This is a genomic window from Achromobacter animicus (assembly GCF_040775605.1).
GTDB lineage: Bacteria > Pseudomonadota > Gammaproteobacteria > Burkholderiales > Burkholderiaceae_B > Achromobacter > Achromobacter animicus.
In genome coordinates, this window is the sequence record NZ_JAYGJK010000001.1 from 4731504 (window position 1) to 4746038 (window position 14535).

The following is a 14535-nucleotide window of genomic DNA, read 5'->3' on the forward strand; positions in this document are numbered from 1 at the left end:
TTCTGCTGGGCGGCATGCGGCGGGCGCGGGCGGGGTCTGAGCGGAGTGCGACCGGGGGGCCGGAGTGGCCGGAGTGGCCGGAGTGGCCGGAGTGGCCGGGGTGGCTGGAGTGGGCCGGGGCGGCCGGGGCCAAGTGTCGCAAAAAGGGGAATCGGCGCGCCGCCCAGGGTTTCCCGCGCTTGTTTGCGTCATGGCCGCTGGATAACATCCGCTAACAATACCGCCCCTTTGTCCCGGCGCGACGCATTTTCGGGTTTCCCATGTTCAAACGCACCCTTCGGCAGCACGCGCTTGCCGCGGCGCTGGCCCTGTCCGCCGCGGCCGTGGCCGGCTGGGCGGCCCTGCACACGCTGGCCCTGAAGACCGAACCGGTGCCCGCGGCCGCACCCGGCATCTACATCCCAAACCTGGGCAATACGCTGGACGAACAGACACGCAATCTGTCGCGGCTCAGCCAGGCGCTGCGCACGGGCGATCGCCTGGTGATCCTGGGATCGTCGGAGCTCACCAGCAACGACCTGCGCTTCGTGCCCTACCGCTTCCTGGCCGACGAGCTGCAGATGCCCGTCCTGGCGTACGGCCATTCCGGGTTCCAGTCGCTGGGCATGCAGTTCGTGCTGGCGGCGCTGGCCGATGATCTGTCGCCGGCCTCGCGCGTGGTCGTGATGCTGTCGCCGGGCTGGTTCGACGGAGAGGGCGGATTGGGGCCCGACGAGTTCAAGGAGCACGCCAACCCGCTGCTGCCCCGGCTGCTGCGCCAACCCGATGGCAGGTCGGAAGTCCTGCGGTGGCTGGACGCCAAGGGCGACGCGGGCGTGTACTGGTCGATGGCGGCCGAGCAGGCATACGTGTTCCGTCAACGGCTGGCCAGCCTGTGGGCGCCGGCTTACGCCGCCCCCATTCCCGAACGGGAACGCGAAGGCCCCGCGGCGGCGGCGCGCGTGGTGGACTGGGACGCCCTGGCCGGTCAGGCGCAGGCCGCCGAGCAGGCGCTCATGACGGACAACCGCTACGCCGTGCGTGACGAATTCTTCAACAAGTACCTGCGCAGCATCCCCGAGGGCGGCAAGACCGCCTACCAGCCCCAGCCCCTGACCGGCCGCGACGAATTGCGCGAACTCGACGCCCTGATGGCGCTGCTGCACCAGCATCACGTCAATGCGCTGTTCGTCATGCAGCCGCTGCACCCGATGGTCTTCAACGACCTGGCCCGGTTCGACCCGATACAGCGGCAGGTCGCCGGCCTGTGCCAGCGTTATGCGATGACCTGCATGGACATGTACGACGCGCCCTTCGAGGTCGGCACGCTGCGCGACGTGCAGCATCTGGGCGAGCTGGGCTGGCTGCGCGTCAACCAGAAGATCGCCGAGGTATTCCGCCCATGAAAAGAACGCTGTGGCTCTGCATGCTGTACCTGGGAATCCTGGCCGTGATGGTCATCCAGGCGGATACGTCCGCCAATCTGGGCAAGCCCATGGAGATCGAATTCCAGTATTCGAAGTTCTAAGATTTGGGGGCCGCTTCATTCAGGGACAGGTCATAAATCTGCAATAATCGGGGCATTCTCGCCGGAACCTCGCCCCCTCCCCCATGTTCGACCTCTTCCACGGCCTAGACCTTTGGGTTGGCCTCAGTCTTGTGCTGGCCCTGACATTCGTCCTGGCCTTCGAATTCATCAACGGCTTTCACGACACGGCAAACGCCGTGGCAACGGTCATTTACACCAAGGCCATGCCGCCGCATCTGGCGGTCGTCCTGTCCGGCATCTTCAACTTCCTGGGCGTCTTGCTGGGCGGCGTGGGCGTCGCCTATGCCATCGTCCATCTGCTGCCCGTCGAACTGCTGATCAACGTGGACACCGGCCGCGGCTTGGCAATGGTCTTCGCCATGCTGGCGGCGGCCATCGCCTGGAACCTGGGCACCTGGTACTTCGGCATTCCGGCGTCCAGCTCGCACACGCTCATCGGCTCGATCCTGGGCGTGGGCCTGGCCAATGCGCTCATCACCGACCTGCCGCTGGGCGAAGGCGTGAACTGGGGCAAGGCCATCGACATCGGCCTGTCGCTCGTGGCCTCGCCCATCGCCGGGTTCGCGGTGGCAGGCCTGCTGCTGCTGGCGCTCAAGCGCTGGCTGCCGCTGTCCAAGATGCACAAGACCCCCGAACAGCGCCGCGCCATCGACAACAAGAAGCACCCGCCGTTCTGGAACCGCCTGGTGCTGGTGTTGTCGGCCATGGGCGTGAGCTTCGTGCACGGCTCGAACGACGGCCAGAAGGGCATCGGCCTCATCATGCTCGTGCTGATCGGCATCGTGCCAGCCAACTTCGTGCTGGACACCCACAGCACCACCTACCAGATCGAACGCACCCGCGACGCCGCCAACCACCTGATGGTGTTCTACCAGCGCAACGAGGCGCTGCTGGGCGATTTCCTGGCGCTGCGCCGCGTCGACATCCAGGAAGACCTGCCCGCCAATTTCCGTTGCGACCCCGCCCTGACCGTGCCGACCATCATGGCGCTGCAAAAGGACCTGCACGGGGTTTCCAACTACGCCGACCTGTCCGCGCAAAAGCGCATCGACGTGCGCCGCTACCTGCTGTGCCTGGACGACACCGCCAAGAAGGTGGCGCGCCTGGAAGGCCTGCCCGCCCGCGAGGCCGCCGACCTGCAACGCTTGCGCGCGGACCTGACCGCCACCACCGAATACGCGCCCTTCTGGGTGATCGTGGCCGTGGCGCTGGCGCTGGGCGCCGGCACCATGGTCGGCTGGCGCCGCGTGGTTCTGACCGTCGGCGAAAAAATCGGCAAGCAGGGCATGACCTACGCGCAGGGCATGTCGGCGCAGCTGACCGCCGTGGGCGCCATCGGTCTTGCCAACGTCTTCAGCCTGCCGGTGTCCACCACCCACGTGCTGTCCTCGGGCGTGGCGGGCACCATGATCGCCAACAAGACGGGACTGCAGGGCAACACGGTGCGCAACATCCTGCTGGCCTGGGTGCTGACGCTGCCCGCCTCGATGTTGCTGGCCGCTGGCCTGTTCTGGATCGGCGTACAGATAGCGGGCTGATCGCAGCCTGACCGATTCGGCCGTGCAGGCAATCTGCACGGCCGCTGCAACACTCTGGGTAGCGCGCCGGCCTATGCGCCCGCGCCCGGCGCCGTCTACGATGGCGCCATGACACCCGCATCCCCTACCCTGCATTACATCTTCGATCCGCTTTGCGGCTGGTGCTACGGCGCCGCGCCGCTGGTGGAGGCCGCCCGCGCCGTTCCGGGCCTGAACATCGAGCCGCATGGCGGCGGCATGATGACCGGCAGCAACCGCCAGCCGGTCACCGACGCCCTGCGCCGCTACGTCATGCCGCACGACGAGCGCATCGCGGGCCTCACCGGCCAGCCGTTCGGCGCCAATTACTTCGACGGCCTGCTGCGCGACAGGGGCGCCGTGTTCGATTCCGAACCGCCCACCACCGCCATCCTGGCCGCGCAAACGCTGGCGGGCCGCGGCCTGGACCTGCTGCACCGGCTGCAGCGTGCGCATTACGTGGAAGGCCGGCGCATCGCCGATCCCGCCGTGCTGCGGGCGCTGGCTGTGGAGATCGGCCTGGACGCCGAGGCCTTCGACGCTGCCTACGAACAGGCACAGGGCGCCGAGACTGCCGCCCACATTGCCGCCAGCCGCCGGCTGCTGGCGCAAGTCGGGGGCACGGGCTTTCCGACGCTGGCGCTGGAGCGCAACGGCGCTTTCACGCTGCTGGAACCCAGCCGGTACCTCGGCCGTCCCGAGCAATGGCGCGACCACCTGACGGCGCGCATCCAGGGCGGCGCCTGACGCCCCGGATCAGGACTCTTCGATATCGCCGTCGCGCTGCAAAGCGCGGTGCATCGCCGGACGCTCACCCAGGCGTTCGGCGTACGCATTGAACACGGGCGTTTCGGGCACGATCTTCATCCGCATCATGTACTGCAGCGAGCCGCCCAGCACGATGTCCACAGCGGAGAACCTGTCGCCCAGGAAAAACGGCCGCGCCTGCAGCACCCGCGTCAGCACCTCTTCGACCTCGTCGGCCGACCCCCATCCCAGCGCGGCCTGATGCGGCGTCTTGAACGCCCGCTCGACCATCGCAGGCTCGAACACGCCCGTGGAATACGCCAGCCACGTCAGATAGGGACCGCGCTGCGGGTCGCCCACGACCGGTCCCAGCCCCGCCTGCGGAAACAGGTCGGTCAGGTACACCGCGATGGCGGGCGTTTCAAACACGGGCACGCCGTCATGCACCAGCGCCGGCACCTTGCGGTGCGGATGGATGTCGATGTAATCGGCAGGCATGTGCCCCGTGCTGTCGTGGCCGCGGATCGACACCATCTCGGTGTCGTAGGGCACGCCCAGTTCCTCGAGCAGCCACAGTATCCGGAACGACCGCGAACGCGGTGCGTGGTAGAGCGTAAGCATGGTCGGTCTCCTTGGGGGATCGGACCATTTTGCCCTGCGGGCCGCTACGCCGCCAAGGCCAGCAATATCCCGTATCCGCCCATGCCGAGCAGCACGGCCACGCCCGTGTTGCTGACCAGGCGCGCCGCCACGCCCGTGACGACAAGCCCGCCCACGTACGGCGCCATGTGAGCGGCCTCGTCGGCCGCGCCCAGCAGATCCGGCACGATGACGGCGGCGGCGATGCCCGCCAGCAGCGACGGCCCCAGCGCCGACACCGCCGAGCCCTCGCGGGACAGGTGCCGCAGCAGCCGGCTGCGCTCAGACAGCATGAAGGGCAGCGCGCGCGTGAGATACGTGATGACCGCCATCGCGATGACGGCGCCCCAGAATTCCAATCCGCTGGCGTTCATGCGGGCCTCACGAATCGATAGGCGGCGCAGCCGATGACGGCGCCTGCCAGGATGGCGAGGCTGGTGTATCCCAGCGCAGCCACCAGTCCGGCGCCGATGACGGCGGTCAGGATGGGCAGTCCCATGCCGCGCCGGGCGCTCTGGCACACCAGCGCCATGAACAGCGCGGGCAGCGCAAAGCGCATGACTTGCGACAGCATCGGATAGTGCCGCTCGAGGCCGTCGCCGGCGTACACGCCCACGGCGGTGCCGGCGATCCACGTCAGCCAGGCGCCCAAGCCCAACGCGACCATCCAGCCCTGGCGCCGGGCGGGTTCCACGCCCTGCAACCGGTTGAAGGCGGTGGCGAAGACTTCATCGGTCAAAAGAAAAGCAACCTTCAGGCGATCGCGCAGCGCCGCCGGCAAAAAGCGCGACAGCAGCGGGCCATAGAGCAGGTGCCGCGCATTGAGCAGCGAGCACAGCGCCACCACCCACAGCCACGGCGTGCCGGCCTTGATGGAGGCCAGCAGCAGGAACTGGCTGGCGCCCGCGTACACCAGCACGGAAATCAGGATGACCTGCAACGGCGTCAGGCCAGCCGCGATACCGGCGATGCCGAACGTCACGGCAACCGGAAAGTAGCCGATCATGACCGGCAGGCAGGATTTCAGGCCATCGATATGCGCGCCGCCGGACGGGGCGCGCGCGGCGGCGGGGGGAGTCTCCAAGGCGCTCATCGCTTTGACTTGTTGCGGCGGGCGCCCATTTTACTCAGTGGTGTGGGCGGCTTGGATTGGGGCGGCTTGGATTGGGGCGGCTTGGATTGGGTCGACCCGGCTTGGCGCGGTTCAGCGCGAATCGCCGCCGGCTCAGCCCAGCGGAACGCGGCCCGATCAGACGCCCCGCGCCGTCAAGGCGTCGCGCCCAGCGCCCGCAACTGCGACTTCAGACGGCGCACCTCCTGGCTCAGGTCCAGGATGAGCGCGACGGCGTCCAGGCCGGCGCCAAAGTCATGCTCGAGCCGACGCGCGTGCAAGGCGCGTTGCAGGTCCACGCTGTAGAAGCGCCATTCCGCCGGGCCGCTGCCGCTGGCATTGACGATGCCGACTTCGACCAGCCGGGCCACCCATTCCACTTCCGCGCCGCAGGCGCGCGCCAGGTCGTCTGCGTTGAGCGGCTGCGACTTGCCGACGACGGTGGCGCTGGTGATCACTATCTTCTTCATGCTCAGACCCCGAGATTGCGGCGCGGGTTGAAGGGCAGATCCTGCTGCAGCTTGCGGTAAGCGGCCTTGGCGGCTTCGCTGTCCGCCGGCGGCAGCACCAGATCCAGGACCAGGTACAGGTCACCCGGCGGATCGCCGGGGATGCCGCGCCCGCGCAGCCGCAGCTTGCGGCCGTTGCTGGACCCGGGCGGCACGGACACTTCGACCGTGCCGCCGGGCGTGGGCGCCTTGACGCTGGCGCCCAGCGCGGCTTCCCACGGGGCAACCGGCAAGGTCATGTAGAGATCTCGCCCTTCGGCGCGGTAGCGCGGATGCGGCTTGAAGCGCACTTCCAGATACAGATCGCCGCTCTCGCCGCCCCCATAGCCGGGCATGCCCTGTCCGGCCAGCCGGATGTACTGGCCTTCGCGCACGCCGGCCGGGATCTTGACGCTGAGGGTGCGGCTCTGCATGTGCGGCCGGCCCTGGTCGTCCATCTGCATGGACCGCAGGCTGATGTCGCGCGTCGCGCCCTTGATGGCGTCTTCCAGGTCGACTTCGATGGCGGCGTGATGATCTTCGCCGCGCGTGCGGAATTCCTGCTGGCGACCGCCGTGCCTGGCGCCTCGGCCACCAAAGAGTGACGAAAAGAACTCGCTGAATTGGGCTTCGTCGCCGGCCGCGGCGCCGCGGTGGAATTCGAAGCCTTCGTCCCATCCGGGCGGCGGTTGGAAGCCGCCTTCGGGCGAGACGCCCGCGGCCAGATTGTCATAGGCCTGGCGCTTTTCGGCGTCACGCAGCACGTCGTAGGCTTCGTTGACGTCGCGCATGCGGGTTTCGGCGTCGCTTTCCTTGCTGACGTCTGGGTGATATTTGCGGGCGAGCTTGCGGTATGCCTTGCGGATATCGTCGTCGGATGCGCCCTGCTCCACCCCGAGAATGCTGTAGTAGTCCTTGAACTCCATGTTCCAGCTCACGTAGAGGGTTGAGGCCGCGTCCGGCACAGCCGGATCCGGCCTTGAATAGCCAGAAGATAGGGGTTATGGACCGATTTTTCAATGTGCGGCCGCGCGCCAGGGGCCGGCCGGGGAAAGCCGGTAGCCCGATTGGCGTAGTATGTGTTTTTTCGCCCGGCATTCTGGGGCGGACCCACCTTGCAGGATCCACGATGAAGATGAGCAACATCCCCTTCGGCACCACCGACTGGTCCGAAGTGGAACGCACCGAACACGCCGGCGAAACCGGCACGGCGTACTGGCGTACCCGCCAATTCGGCGACCTGCGCGTGCGCATGGTGGAATACACGGCCGGTTACCTGGCTGACCACTGGTGCACCAAGGGCCACATCCTGTTCTGCCTGGAAGGCGAACTGCACACCGAACTGGAAGACGGCCGCCAGTTCGTGCTGACCCCCGGCATGAGCTATCAGGTGGCCGATCAGGCCGAACCGCACCGCTCGTCCACGCAGACCGGCGCCAAGCTATTTATTGTGGACTGACCTTTGCAGGCTGACCTTTGCGGACTGACGCGCCCGCGCGACACGTCCGCATTGCACTTGCGTTACGCTTTGCAAACCAGCCGCCCCGCGCGGCCTGACCATACGTTACTTCGCCTGACCGGAGACAAGCTTTGGGCGCCCCGATTACGCTATACGTCGATTCCCTGTTTCTCAGCCCGTACGCCATGTCGGTCTATGTGGCGCTGACCGAAAAGCAACTGCCATTCGAAGTGCGTCCCATCGACCTGGGTGCCGGCGAACAGCGCATGCAGCCGTTCCAGTGCCGCGCGCTCACTTCGCGGGTGCCGGCGCTGACCCACGCGGACTTCAACCTGACCGAATCCAGCGTCATCGCCGAATACCTGGAAGAAGCCTTTCCCCCGCCCGAACACACCGCCCTGTTTCCGTCCGCCCTGCAGGAACGCGCCCGCGCGCGCCAGTTGCAGGCCTGGCTGCGCAGCGACCTGGGCGCCCTGCGCCAGGAACGTCCCACGGAAACCGTGTTCTACGGCGAAGCCGGCCCGCCGCTGTCCGACGACGCCCATGCAGCCGCCGCCAAGCTGATCCGCGTGGCCAGCTATCTGGTCGGCGTCGGCCAGACGACCCTGTTCGACAAATGGTGCATCGCCGACATCGATCTGGCGGTCATGCTTAAGCGCCTGTCGAACGACGACCTGCCCGACACGCTGCGCGCCTACGCCGACGCCCAATGGCAACGGCCCGCCGTCCAGAAATGGCTGGAACACAACGCCGCCGCGCGGTGACCTGACCCTCATCCAAGGCGCCGCGATGCAGCTGCTGGATCACGTCTCCATCACCGTCGCCCGCCTGGACGCCGCCCGCCCGTTCTACGACGCCATCATGCGGGCGCTGGGCGCGGACAAGGTCTACGACCGTCCCGACGCGCTGGGATACGGCGAGCGCTGCGGTCCCGGCGACAGCGGCCATACCTATCTGTCGGTGTTCGCCACCCCCGACGCTTCTCCCGATCCCGCATCCGCCGCCCGGCGCCACTGGTGCTTCAAGGCGCCCACCCGGGCGGCCGTCGACGCTTTCCATGCCGCCGGCCTGGCGCACGGCGGCCGAGACGACGGCGCACCCGGCGTGCGCGCGCATTACCATCCCCTGTATTACGCTGCCTTTCTGCTGGACCCGGACGGCAACCGCGTCGAAGCGGTCTGCCATCAGTCCGATTGAGCTGGGCTGATCGGCCATTTGACGCCCCCCAAATCGTTCTGATGTTGCACCGCACCATCCGTTGCGGTGTAATGGGGAGGTCAATTTCGCCGGTTCCACTGGGGACCGGCTCGGCGGCCATCTGTCGCCGGCAGCTCATTACAGGAGATCGCCATGGCCGCATCCGGCACCGATCACACGCTCGCCCCGTCCCTCAACCCCTGGACGGCCGCCTACGAATACGCCGTGGACGCCTGGCAGCGCGGCGTGCTTTACGCAGACGTGATGCGCCAGCGCGGCAACCAGTATCACGAACACATGGCCAAGCGCGCGCCGAACGTGCTGAGCATGGAATTCGAGCTGGTGCTGGATGGCCGCGAGCTGCCCCGTCCCGTCAATTACGGTCTCTTGCGGATCAAGCCGCCGGCCGGCGTGGAAACGGACCCGATCAAGCGCCCCTTTCTGGTGGTGGATCCGCGCGCGGGCCACGGGCCGGGCATTGGCGGCTTCAAGCCGGAAAGCGAAATCGGCGTGGCCGTGCGCGCGGGGCATCCCTGCTACTTTGCGACGTTCCTGCCGCAGCCCATGCCCACCCAGACCGTCGAAGACGTGATGATGGCCGAGGCGCGCTTCCTGGAAGAAATCATTGCGCTGCACCCGGATGCCGAGGGCAAGCCCGTCGTCGTGGCCAATTGCCAGGCGGGCTGGCAGATCATGATGACCGCGGCGGTGCGTCCTGAACTGTTCGGGCCGATCATCGTCGCGGGCGCACCGCTCTCGTACTGGGCGGGCTGGCGCGGCATGAATCCCATGCGCTACGCGGGCGGCCTGCTGGGCGGAAGCTGGCTCACGGCCATGACCAGCGACCTGGGCAACGGCAAGTTCGACGGCGCCTGGCTGGTGCAGAACTTCGAAAACCTCAATCCGGCCAACACCCTGTGGTCCAAGCAGTACAACCTGTATTCCAAGGTCGACACCGAAGCCGACCGTTACCTCAGCTTTGAAAAGTGGTGGGGCGGCCACGTTTTCCTGAATGGCCCCGAAATCCAGTACATCGTCGACAACCTGTTCGTCGGCAACCGCCTGGCGACCGCCGGGCTGGTGACCTCCGACGGCATCCGCATCGACCTGCGCAACATCCGCTCGCCCATCGTGGTGTTCTGCTCCAAGGGCGACAACATCACCCCGCCGCCGCAGGCGCTGGGGTGGATTCCCGAGCTCTACCAGAACGAAGCCGAAGTCCTGGCCCACGGCCAGACCATCGTCTACGCCATCCACGAAAGCATCGGCCACCTGGGCATCTTCGTGTCCGGCAGCGTGGCGCGCAAGGAACACCAGGAATTCACCTCGAACATCGACATGATCGATGTGCTGCCGCCGGGCATCTACCAGGCCGAAATCGCCGACAAGACGCCCGACACGCCCAACGCCGATCTGGCTTTCGGCAACTACGTGCTGTCCTTCGAACAGCGCAAGCTGGACGACGTGCGCGCCATCGTCGACCGCAAGGAAGAAGACGACCAGCGCTTTGCCGCGGTGGCCCGCATCTCGGACATCAACCTGGGCATGTACCGCAGCTTCGTGCAGCCCTGGCTGCGCGCCATGGTCACGCCGCAATCGGCCGAGTGGATGCAGCGCATGCACCCGCTGCGCCTGCCCTACGAACTGATTTCCGACCGCAACCCGGTCATCGCGCCCATCGCCAAGGTGGCCGAACAGGTGCGCGAGAACCGGCAGCAGGCCGCGCCCACCAATCCGTTCGTGGTGGCGCAGGAAATGTTCTCGAACTGGATCGAGACCAGCCTGAACATCTGGCAGGAACTGCGCGATTCCGCCGACGAGCGCACCTTCATGAGCGTGTATGGATCGCCGGTCGTGCAGGATCTGGCTGGCCTGGGCGCCAAGTCCGGCCCGCCGCGCCGGCACCCGGGCGTCTCGCCGGAGCATCGCCGCTTCATGGAAGACCGCGCCGCGGAACTGCGCTCGATGCTGCAGGAAGGCGGTCTGCGCGTGGCCGCGATCCGGATGCTGTTGTATGTGTCCGGCGCCGAGGGCGGCCTGGACGAGCGCAGCTTCGCGCTCATCCGCAAGATGCGCGCCGAAGCCGACAACGCGCTGACGCTGGAGGCCTTCAAGGACGTGATCCGCGAACAGGCCCTGATGATGACGCTGGATTCGGACGCCGCCATTCAAGCGATGCCGCGTCTTCTGGAAGACTCATCGGCCGCGGAGATCCGCGCCAGCCTGGTCGCGATGAAGGGCGTCCTGGAAGCCGCCGAGCCGCTGAGCGACGCCGCGCGCGAAAGTCTGAACGAAATGGAACGCATCTTCGAAGCGGCCGAACGCCGCGCGCAGCGGCGCGGACAGGGTCAGGCGCCTGCCGCGTCGCGCGGCGCCGCCGACACGAAGTCCCCCTATCCGGTCCAGGATCTGGTCGACCTGGCAGCCGAGGTGCCCGCCAAGACCGCCCGGCCGCATCCTGATGCGGCGGGTAAGGCCGTGATTGAGGCGGAGCCGCCCAAGAAGGCCGCGCCGTCCGCATCGAAGAAGGTTGCATCGAAGGCTGCGTCCAACGGCACGTCCAACGGCGCGTCCAAAACGGCATCGAAGTCCCCGGCAAAGCCGGCAGCTAAAGCATCCAAGACTGCAGCCAAGACTGCGACCACTACTGCGGCCAATGGCGCCGCCAAGACTGCGTCCAAGTCCGCATCGAAGTCCGCAGCCAAGTCCGCGTCCAAGTCTGGCGCGGACGCTACCCCGGCCAAGGCGCCCGCCAAGCGCGCGGCCGCCGCCCGTCAACCTGCCAAGGCCTGAGACCCATGAGCCTCCCGACGTCCACGCACTACGACAAACTCATCGCGCGCGCGCAAACGCTGGAGGCGGCGCCCTGCTCGATCGCCCATCCCTGCGATGAACCGTCGCTGTCGGCCGCGCTGGAAGCGCGCGATCTGGGCCTGCTGCGGCCCATCCTGGTCGGTCCCGAAGGCAAGATCCGCGACACGGCCGAGCAGTTCAAGCTGAACCTGGGCGACGCCCGCATCGTCGATGCGCCGCACAGCCACGCCGCCGCGGAGTCCGCCGTGGCGCTGGTGCGCAGCGGCGAGGCCTCCCTGCTGATGAAAGGCAGCCTGCACACCGACGAGCTGATGCACGAGGTCGTGGCGCGCACGACGGGCCTGCGCAGCGGCCGGCGCATCAGCCATGTGTTCATCATGGAAGTGCCGACCTACGCCGAGCCGCTGTTCATCACCGACGCGGCCATCAACATCTTTCCGGATCTGGAAACCAAGGCCGACATCATCCGCAACGTGATCGACCTGCATCTGGGATTGGGTCTGGGCGAACCGCGCGTGGCGATCCTGTCGGCGGTCGAACAGGTCACCCCCAGCATCCCCAGCACCATCGAGGCGGCCGCCCTGTGCAAGATGGCCGACCGCGGCCAGATCGCGGGCGGCGTGCTGGACGGCCCGCTGGCGCTGGACAACGCGATCAGCCCCGACGCCGCGCGCATCAAGGGCATCCGCTCGCCGGTGGCCGGCGTGGCCCAGGTGCTGGTGGTGCCCGATCTGGAAGCCGGCAACATGCTGGCCAAGAACTTGACCTTCCTCGCCAACGCCGAGGCGGCCGGCATCGTGCTGGGCGCACGCGTGCCGATCATCCTGACGAGCCGCGCAGACAGCCCGCGTTCGCGCCTGGCGTCGTGCGCGGTGGCGGCGATCTACGCCAATCACCTTGCCCAGCAGCAGGCCAGACCGCTGGCCTGAACATCCCCAGCCCCGGCCTGCCCCCGCGGGCCGCCGAGCGACTTGTCTCAACGTGGAAGCACACCGCCATGAGCGACACCATCCTCGTCATCAACGCCGGCAGTTCCAGCATCAAGTTCTACCTGTACGACATCGACGACAAGCATGAACTGGCGCCCCGGCTGGGCGGCCAGCTTGAAGGCATCGGCACCACGCATCCGCGCCTGCGCGTGCGCGACGCGGTGGGCGAGACGCTGGTCGAACGCGACATCGCGCCCAGCCACGCCCCCGACGTGCCCAACGCGCAGGAAGTCGTCGGCACGTGGCTGAGCGGCCACCTGGGCGGCGCGCCGCTCGCAGTGGGGCATCGCGTGGTCCATGGCGGGCCGGATCTGTCCGAACCGGTGCTGATCGACGACGACATCCTGGCCCGGCTTGAAACCTTCACGCCGCTCGCGCCGCTGCACCAGCCCAACAACCTGGCGCCGATCCGCGTCATTCGCGAGCGACGGCCGTGGATTCCGCAGGTCGCCTGCTTCGACACGGCGTTCCACCGCAGCCATTCCGACGTGGCCGACCGCTATGCGCTGCCCGAGCGCCTGTATCTGGAAGGCGTGCGCCGCTACGGCTTTCATGGGCTGTCCTACGAATACATCGCACAACGCCTGAAGCAGACGCTGCCCGACATCGCGATGGGCAAGATCGTCGTCGCCCACCTTGGCTCTGGCGTATCGGCCTGCGTCATGCACCAGGGCAAGAGCGTGGACAGCACGATGGGGTTTACGGCGCTGGAAGGCCTGCCGATGGGTACGCGCCCCGGCCGCCTGGACCCCGGCGTGGTGCTGTGGATGATGGAACAGGGCATGAGCCACGACGATATCGAGCACATGCTGTATCACGACTGCGGCATGAAGGGCCTGTCGGGCATCAGCAACGACATGCGCGAATTGCTGGCCAGCAATGCACCGTCGGCCAAGCTGGCGCTGAAGTATTTCGCGTGGCGCGTGGCCGAAGGCATGATCGGCCTGGGCTGCGCGACGAACGGCATCGACGGCATCGTCTTCACGGCCGGCGTCGGCGAAAACTCGGCCGAGATCCGTCAGGCGATCAGCGAGCATTGGGGCTGGCTGGGCATCAAGCTGGACCCCGAGCGCAACGCCCGGCACGGGCCGCGCATCTCGGCCGACGACAGCCGCATCGGCGTCTACGTCGTGCGCACGAACGAAGAGCTGGTCATCGCGCAGCACACGCTCGCGCTCGTGAGGCAGCGATGAGCGCGCATCTGCCGCTGGCCGGCAAGCGCGGGCTGGTGACCGGCATCGCCAACGCCGACTCCATCGCGTGGGGGTGCGCCAAGGCGTTTCGTGCCATGGGGGCCGAACTGGCGGTCACCTACTTGAACGACAAGGCCCTGCCGCACGTGGCACCGTTGGCGCAGCAGGTTCAAGCACCCTTGCTGATGCCCATGAACCTGCTGAACGACGGCGAGCTGGAAGCCGTCTTCAGCCGCATCACGGACGAATGGGGCGCGCTGGATTTCGTGCTGCATTCGGTCGCGTTCGCGCCGCGCGACGATCTGCACGGGCGCGTCACGGATTGCTCGCGCGCGGGCTTTCTTCAGGCGATGGACGTGTCGTGCTGGTCCTTCATCCGTATGGCCAAGTTGGCCGAGCCGCTGATGCGCAATGGCGGCGCCCTCTTCTGCATGAGTTACTACGGCTCGCAGATGGTCGTCGAGCACTACAACATGATGGGACCGGTGAAAGCCGCCCTGGAATCCGCCACGCGTTACCTGGCGGCCGAGCTGGGTCCGCAAGGCATCCGCGTGCATGCGATCTCGCCGGGTCCGCTGAAGACGCGCGCCGCGTCCGGCATCGCGGAGTTCGACACGATGCTGGACCGCGCGCAGGCCAAGGCGCCCGCGCGTAGTCTAGTGTCGATTGACGACGTGGGCGAAGCGACTGCCTGGCTGGCCTCGGATGCGGCGCGATTGATGACGGGGCAGACGCTGTACATCGACGGCGGATATCACATCATCGATTGACGCGGCGTGTCAGACACTCGCGGGGTGTCAGACACCCCGGTCAT

General features: G+C 67.3%; 16 protein-coding genes. 11 read left to right on the forward strand and 5 right to left on the reverse strand.

Annotation, left to right across the window (positions count from 1 at the left end; genetic code table 11):
• Positions 1-260 precede the first annotated feature (260 nt).
• The 4 genes from AB3147_RS21665 to AB3147_RS21680 all read left to right on the forward strand — a co-directional run bounded on the left by AB3147_RS21665 (position 261) and on the right by AB3147_RS21680 (position 3831).
• On the forward strand, positions 261-1385 hold the full coding sequence (locus AB3147_RS21665; RefSeq protein WP_367352928.1) for a D-alanyl-lipoteichoic acid biosynthesis protein DltD: 1125 nt from the start codon (positions 261-263) through the stop codon (positions 1383-1385).
• Positions 1382-1507, forward strand: coding sequence for a hypothetical protein (locus tag AB3147_RS21670; RefSeq protein WP_255595213.1), 126 nt, complete (start codon positions 1382-1384; stop codon positions 1505-1507). Before AB3147_RS21665 ends, AB3147_RS21670 begins: the two co-directional genes overlap by 4 nt.
• Before the next feature lie 83 nt (positions 1508-1590).
• Positions 1591-3066, forward strand: coding sequence for an inorganic phosphate transporter (locus AB3147_RS21675; RefSeq protein ID WP_175125856.1), 1476 nt, complete (start codon positions 1591-1593; stop codon positions 3064-3066).
• 108 nt (positions 3067-3174) lie between these two features.
• Entirely contained in the window at positions 3175-3831 is a 657-nt protein-coding gene (locus tag AB3147_RS21680; RefSeq protein WP_367352929.1) for a DsbA family protein, read from the forward strand.
• Between the two features lie 9 nt (positions 3832-3840).
• Here the strand turns inward: AB3147_RS21680 and AB3147_RS21685 are convergent, their stop codons facing one another.
• The 5 genes from AB3147_RS21685 to AB3147_RS21705 form a co-directional block, all read right to left on the reverse strand.
• A complete protein-coding gene (locus AB3147_RS21685; protein WP_175138198.1) occupies positions 3841-4452 on the reverse strand; it encodes a glutathione S-transferase family protein in 612 nt (203 codons plus the stop codon).
• Between the two features lie 44 nt (positions 4453-4496).
• Positions 4497-4844 (reverse strand): AzlD domain-containing protein, encoded by a 348-nt coding sequence (locus AB3147_RS21690; protein ID WP_367352930.1) that lies wholly within the window; start codon positions 4842-4844, stop codon positions 4497-4499.
• Positions 4841-5476 carry an AzlC family ABC transporter permease gene (locus AB3147_RS21695; RefSeq protein ID WP_367353566.1) on the reverse strand — a complete coding sequence of 212 codons (636 nt, stop codon included), beginning with the start codon at positions 5474-5476 and terminating at the stop codon, positions 4841-4843. The genes AB3147_RS21690 and AB3147_RS21695 overlap by 4 nt, the downstream gene beginning before the upstream one ends.
• A gap of 260 nt (positions 5477-5736) precedes the next feature.
• The gene (locus AB3147_RS21700) at positions 5737-6051 is read right to left on the reverse strand and encodes a chaperone modulator CbpM (protein ID WP_175124564.1); all 315 of its coding nucleotides are present in this window, start codon (positions 6049-6051) and stop codon (positions 5737-5739) included.
• 2 nt (positions 6052-6053) lie between these two features.
• Positions 6054-6995 carry a DnaJ C-terminal domain-containing protein gene (locus tag AB3147_RS21705; RefSeq protein ID WP_218343317.1) on the reverse strand — a complete coding sequence of 314 codons (942 nt, stop codon included), beginning with the start codon at positions 6993-6995 and terminating at the stop codon, positions 6054-6056.
• Between the two features lie 203 nt (positions 6996-7198).
• Between AB3147_RS21705 and AB3147_RS21710 the strand changes: the two genes are divergently transcribed.
• The 7 genes from AB3147_RS21710 to fabI all read left to right on the forward strand — a co-directional run bounded on the left by AB3147_RS21710 (position 7199) and on the right by fabI (position 14491).
• The gene (locus tag AB3147_RS21710) at positions 7199-7528 is read left to right on the forward strand and encodes a DHCW motif cupin fold protein (RefSeq protein WP_175124563.1); all 330 of its coding nucleotides are present in this window, start codon (positions 7199-7201) and stop codon (positions 7526-7528) included.
• A gap of 131 nt (positions 7529-7659) precedes the next feature.
• A complete protein-coding gene (gene yfcF / locus AB3147_RS21715; RefSeq protein ID WP_175138197.1) occupies positions 7660-8292 on the forward strand; it encodes a glutathione transferase in 633 nt (210 codons plus the stop codon).
• Between the two features lie 25 nt (positions 8293-8317).
• Complete coding sequence (locus tag AB3147_RS21720; RefSeq protein ID WP_218343131.1) at positions 8318-8725, forward strand: VOC family protein; 408 nt, start codon at positions 8318-8320, stop codon at positions 8723-8725.
• Positions 8726-8878: 153 nt separating this feature from the next.
• Positions 8879-11518 (forward strand): DUF3141 domain-containing protein, encoded by a 2640-nt coding sequence (locus AB3147_RS21725; RefSeq protein WP_367352931.1) that lies wholly within the window; start codon positions 8879-8881, stop codon positions 11516-11518.
• Positions 11519-11523: 5 nt separating this feature from the next.
• Positions 11524-12468 carry a phosphate acetyltransferase gene (locus AB3147_RS21730; RefSeq protein ID WP_367352932.1) on the forward strand — a complete coding sequence of 315 codons (945 nt, stop codon included), beginning with the start codon at positions 11524-11526 and terminating at the stop codon, positions 12466-12468.
• Positions 12469-12536: 68 nt separating this feature from the next.
• Positions 12537-13721, forward strand: coding sequence for an acetate/propionate family kinase (locus AB3147_RS21735; RefSeq protein WP_367352933.1), 1185 nt, complete (start codon positions 12537-12539; stop codon positions 13719-13721).
• Positions 13718-14491 (forward strand): enoyl-ACP reductase FabI, encoded by a 774-nt coding sequence (fabI, locus tag AB3147_RS21740; RefSeq protein ID WP_367352934.1) that lies wholly within the window; start codon positions 13718-13720, stop codon positions 14489-14491. The genes AB3147_RS21735 and fabI overlap by 4 nt, the downstream gene beginning before the upstream one ends.
• Positions 14492-14535: the final 44 nt, after the last annotated feature.

Excerpts from the sequence above, each read along its gene's own strand:
- AB3147_RS21705 (WP_218343317.1), bottom strand. The coding sequence starts at position 6,995 with ATGGAGTTCAAGGACTACTACAGCATTCTCGGGGTGGAGCAGGGCGCA.
- AB3147_RS21735 (WP_367352933.1), top strand. The coding sequence starts at position 12,537 with ATGAGCGACACCATCCTCGTCATCAACGCCGGCAGTTCCAGCATCAAG.
- AB3147_RS21685 (WP_175138198.1), bottom strand. The coding sequence starts at position 4,452 with ATGCTTACGCTCTACCACGCACCGCGTTCGCGGTCGTTCCGGATACTG.
- AB3147_RS21730 (WP_367352932.1), top strand. The coding sequence starts at position 11,524 with ATGAGCCTCCCGACGTCCACGCACTACGACAAACTCATCGCGCGCGCG.
- AB3147_RS21695 (WP_367353566.1), bottom strand. The coding sequence starts at position 5,476 with ATGATCGGCTACTTTCCGGTTGCCGTGACGTTCGGCATCGCCGGTATC.
- AB3147_RS21700 (WP_175124564.1), bottom strand. The coding sequence starts at position 6,051 with ATGAAGAAGATAGTGATCACCAGCGCCACCGTCGTCGGCAAGTCGCAG.
- AB3147_RS21675 (WP_175125856.1), top strand. The coding sequence starts at position 1,591 with ATGTTCGACCTCTTCCACGGCCTAGACCTTTGGGTTGGCCTCAGTCTT.
- AB3147_RS21710 (WP_175124563.1), top strand. The coding sequence starts at position 7,199 with ATGAAGATGAGCAACATCCCCTTCGGCACCACCGACTGGTCCGAAGTG.
- AB3147_RS21725 (WP_367352931.1), top strand. The coding sequence starts at position 8,879 with ATGGCCGCATCCGGCACCGATCACACGCTCGCCCCGTCCCTCAACCCC.
- AB3147_RS21690 (WP_367352930.1), bottom strand. The coding sequence starts at position 4,844 with ATGAACGCCAGCGGATTGGAATTCTGGGGCGCCGTCATCGCGATGGCG.
- AB3147_RS21680 (WP_367352929.1), top strand. The coding sequence starts at position 3,175 with ATGACACCCGCATCCCCTACCCTGCATTACATCTTCGATCCGCTTTGC.
- AB3147_RS21665 (WP_367352928.1), top strand. The coding sequence starts at position 261 with ATGTTCAAACGCACCCTTCGGCAGCACGCGCTTGCCGCGGCGCTGGCC.
- AB3147_RS21720 (WP_218343131.1), top strand. The coding sequence starts at position 8,318 with ATGCAGCTGCTGGATCACGTCTCCATCACCGTCGCCCGCCTGGACGCC.
- AB3147_RS21670 (WP_255595213.1), top strand. The coding sequence starts at position 1,382 with ATGAAAAGAACGCTGTGGCTCTGCATGCTGTACCTGGGAATCCTGGCC.
- fabI (WP_367352934.1), top strand. The coding sequence starts at position 13,718 with ATGAGCGCGCATCTGCCGCTGGCCGGCAAGCGCGGGCTGGTGACCGGC.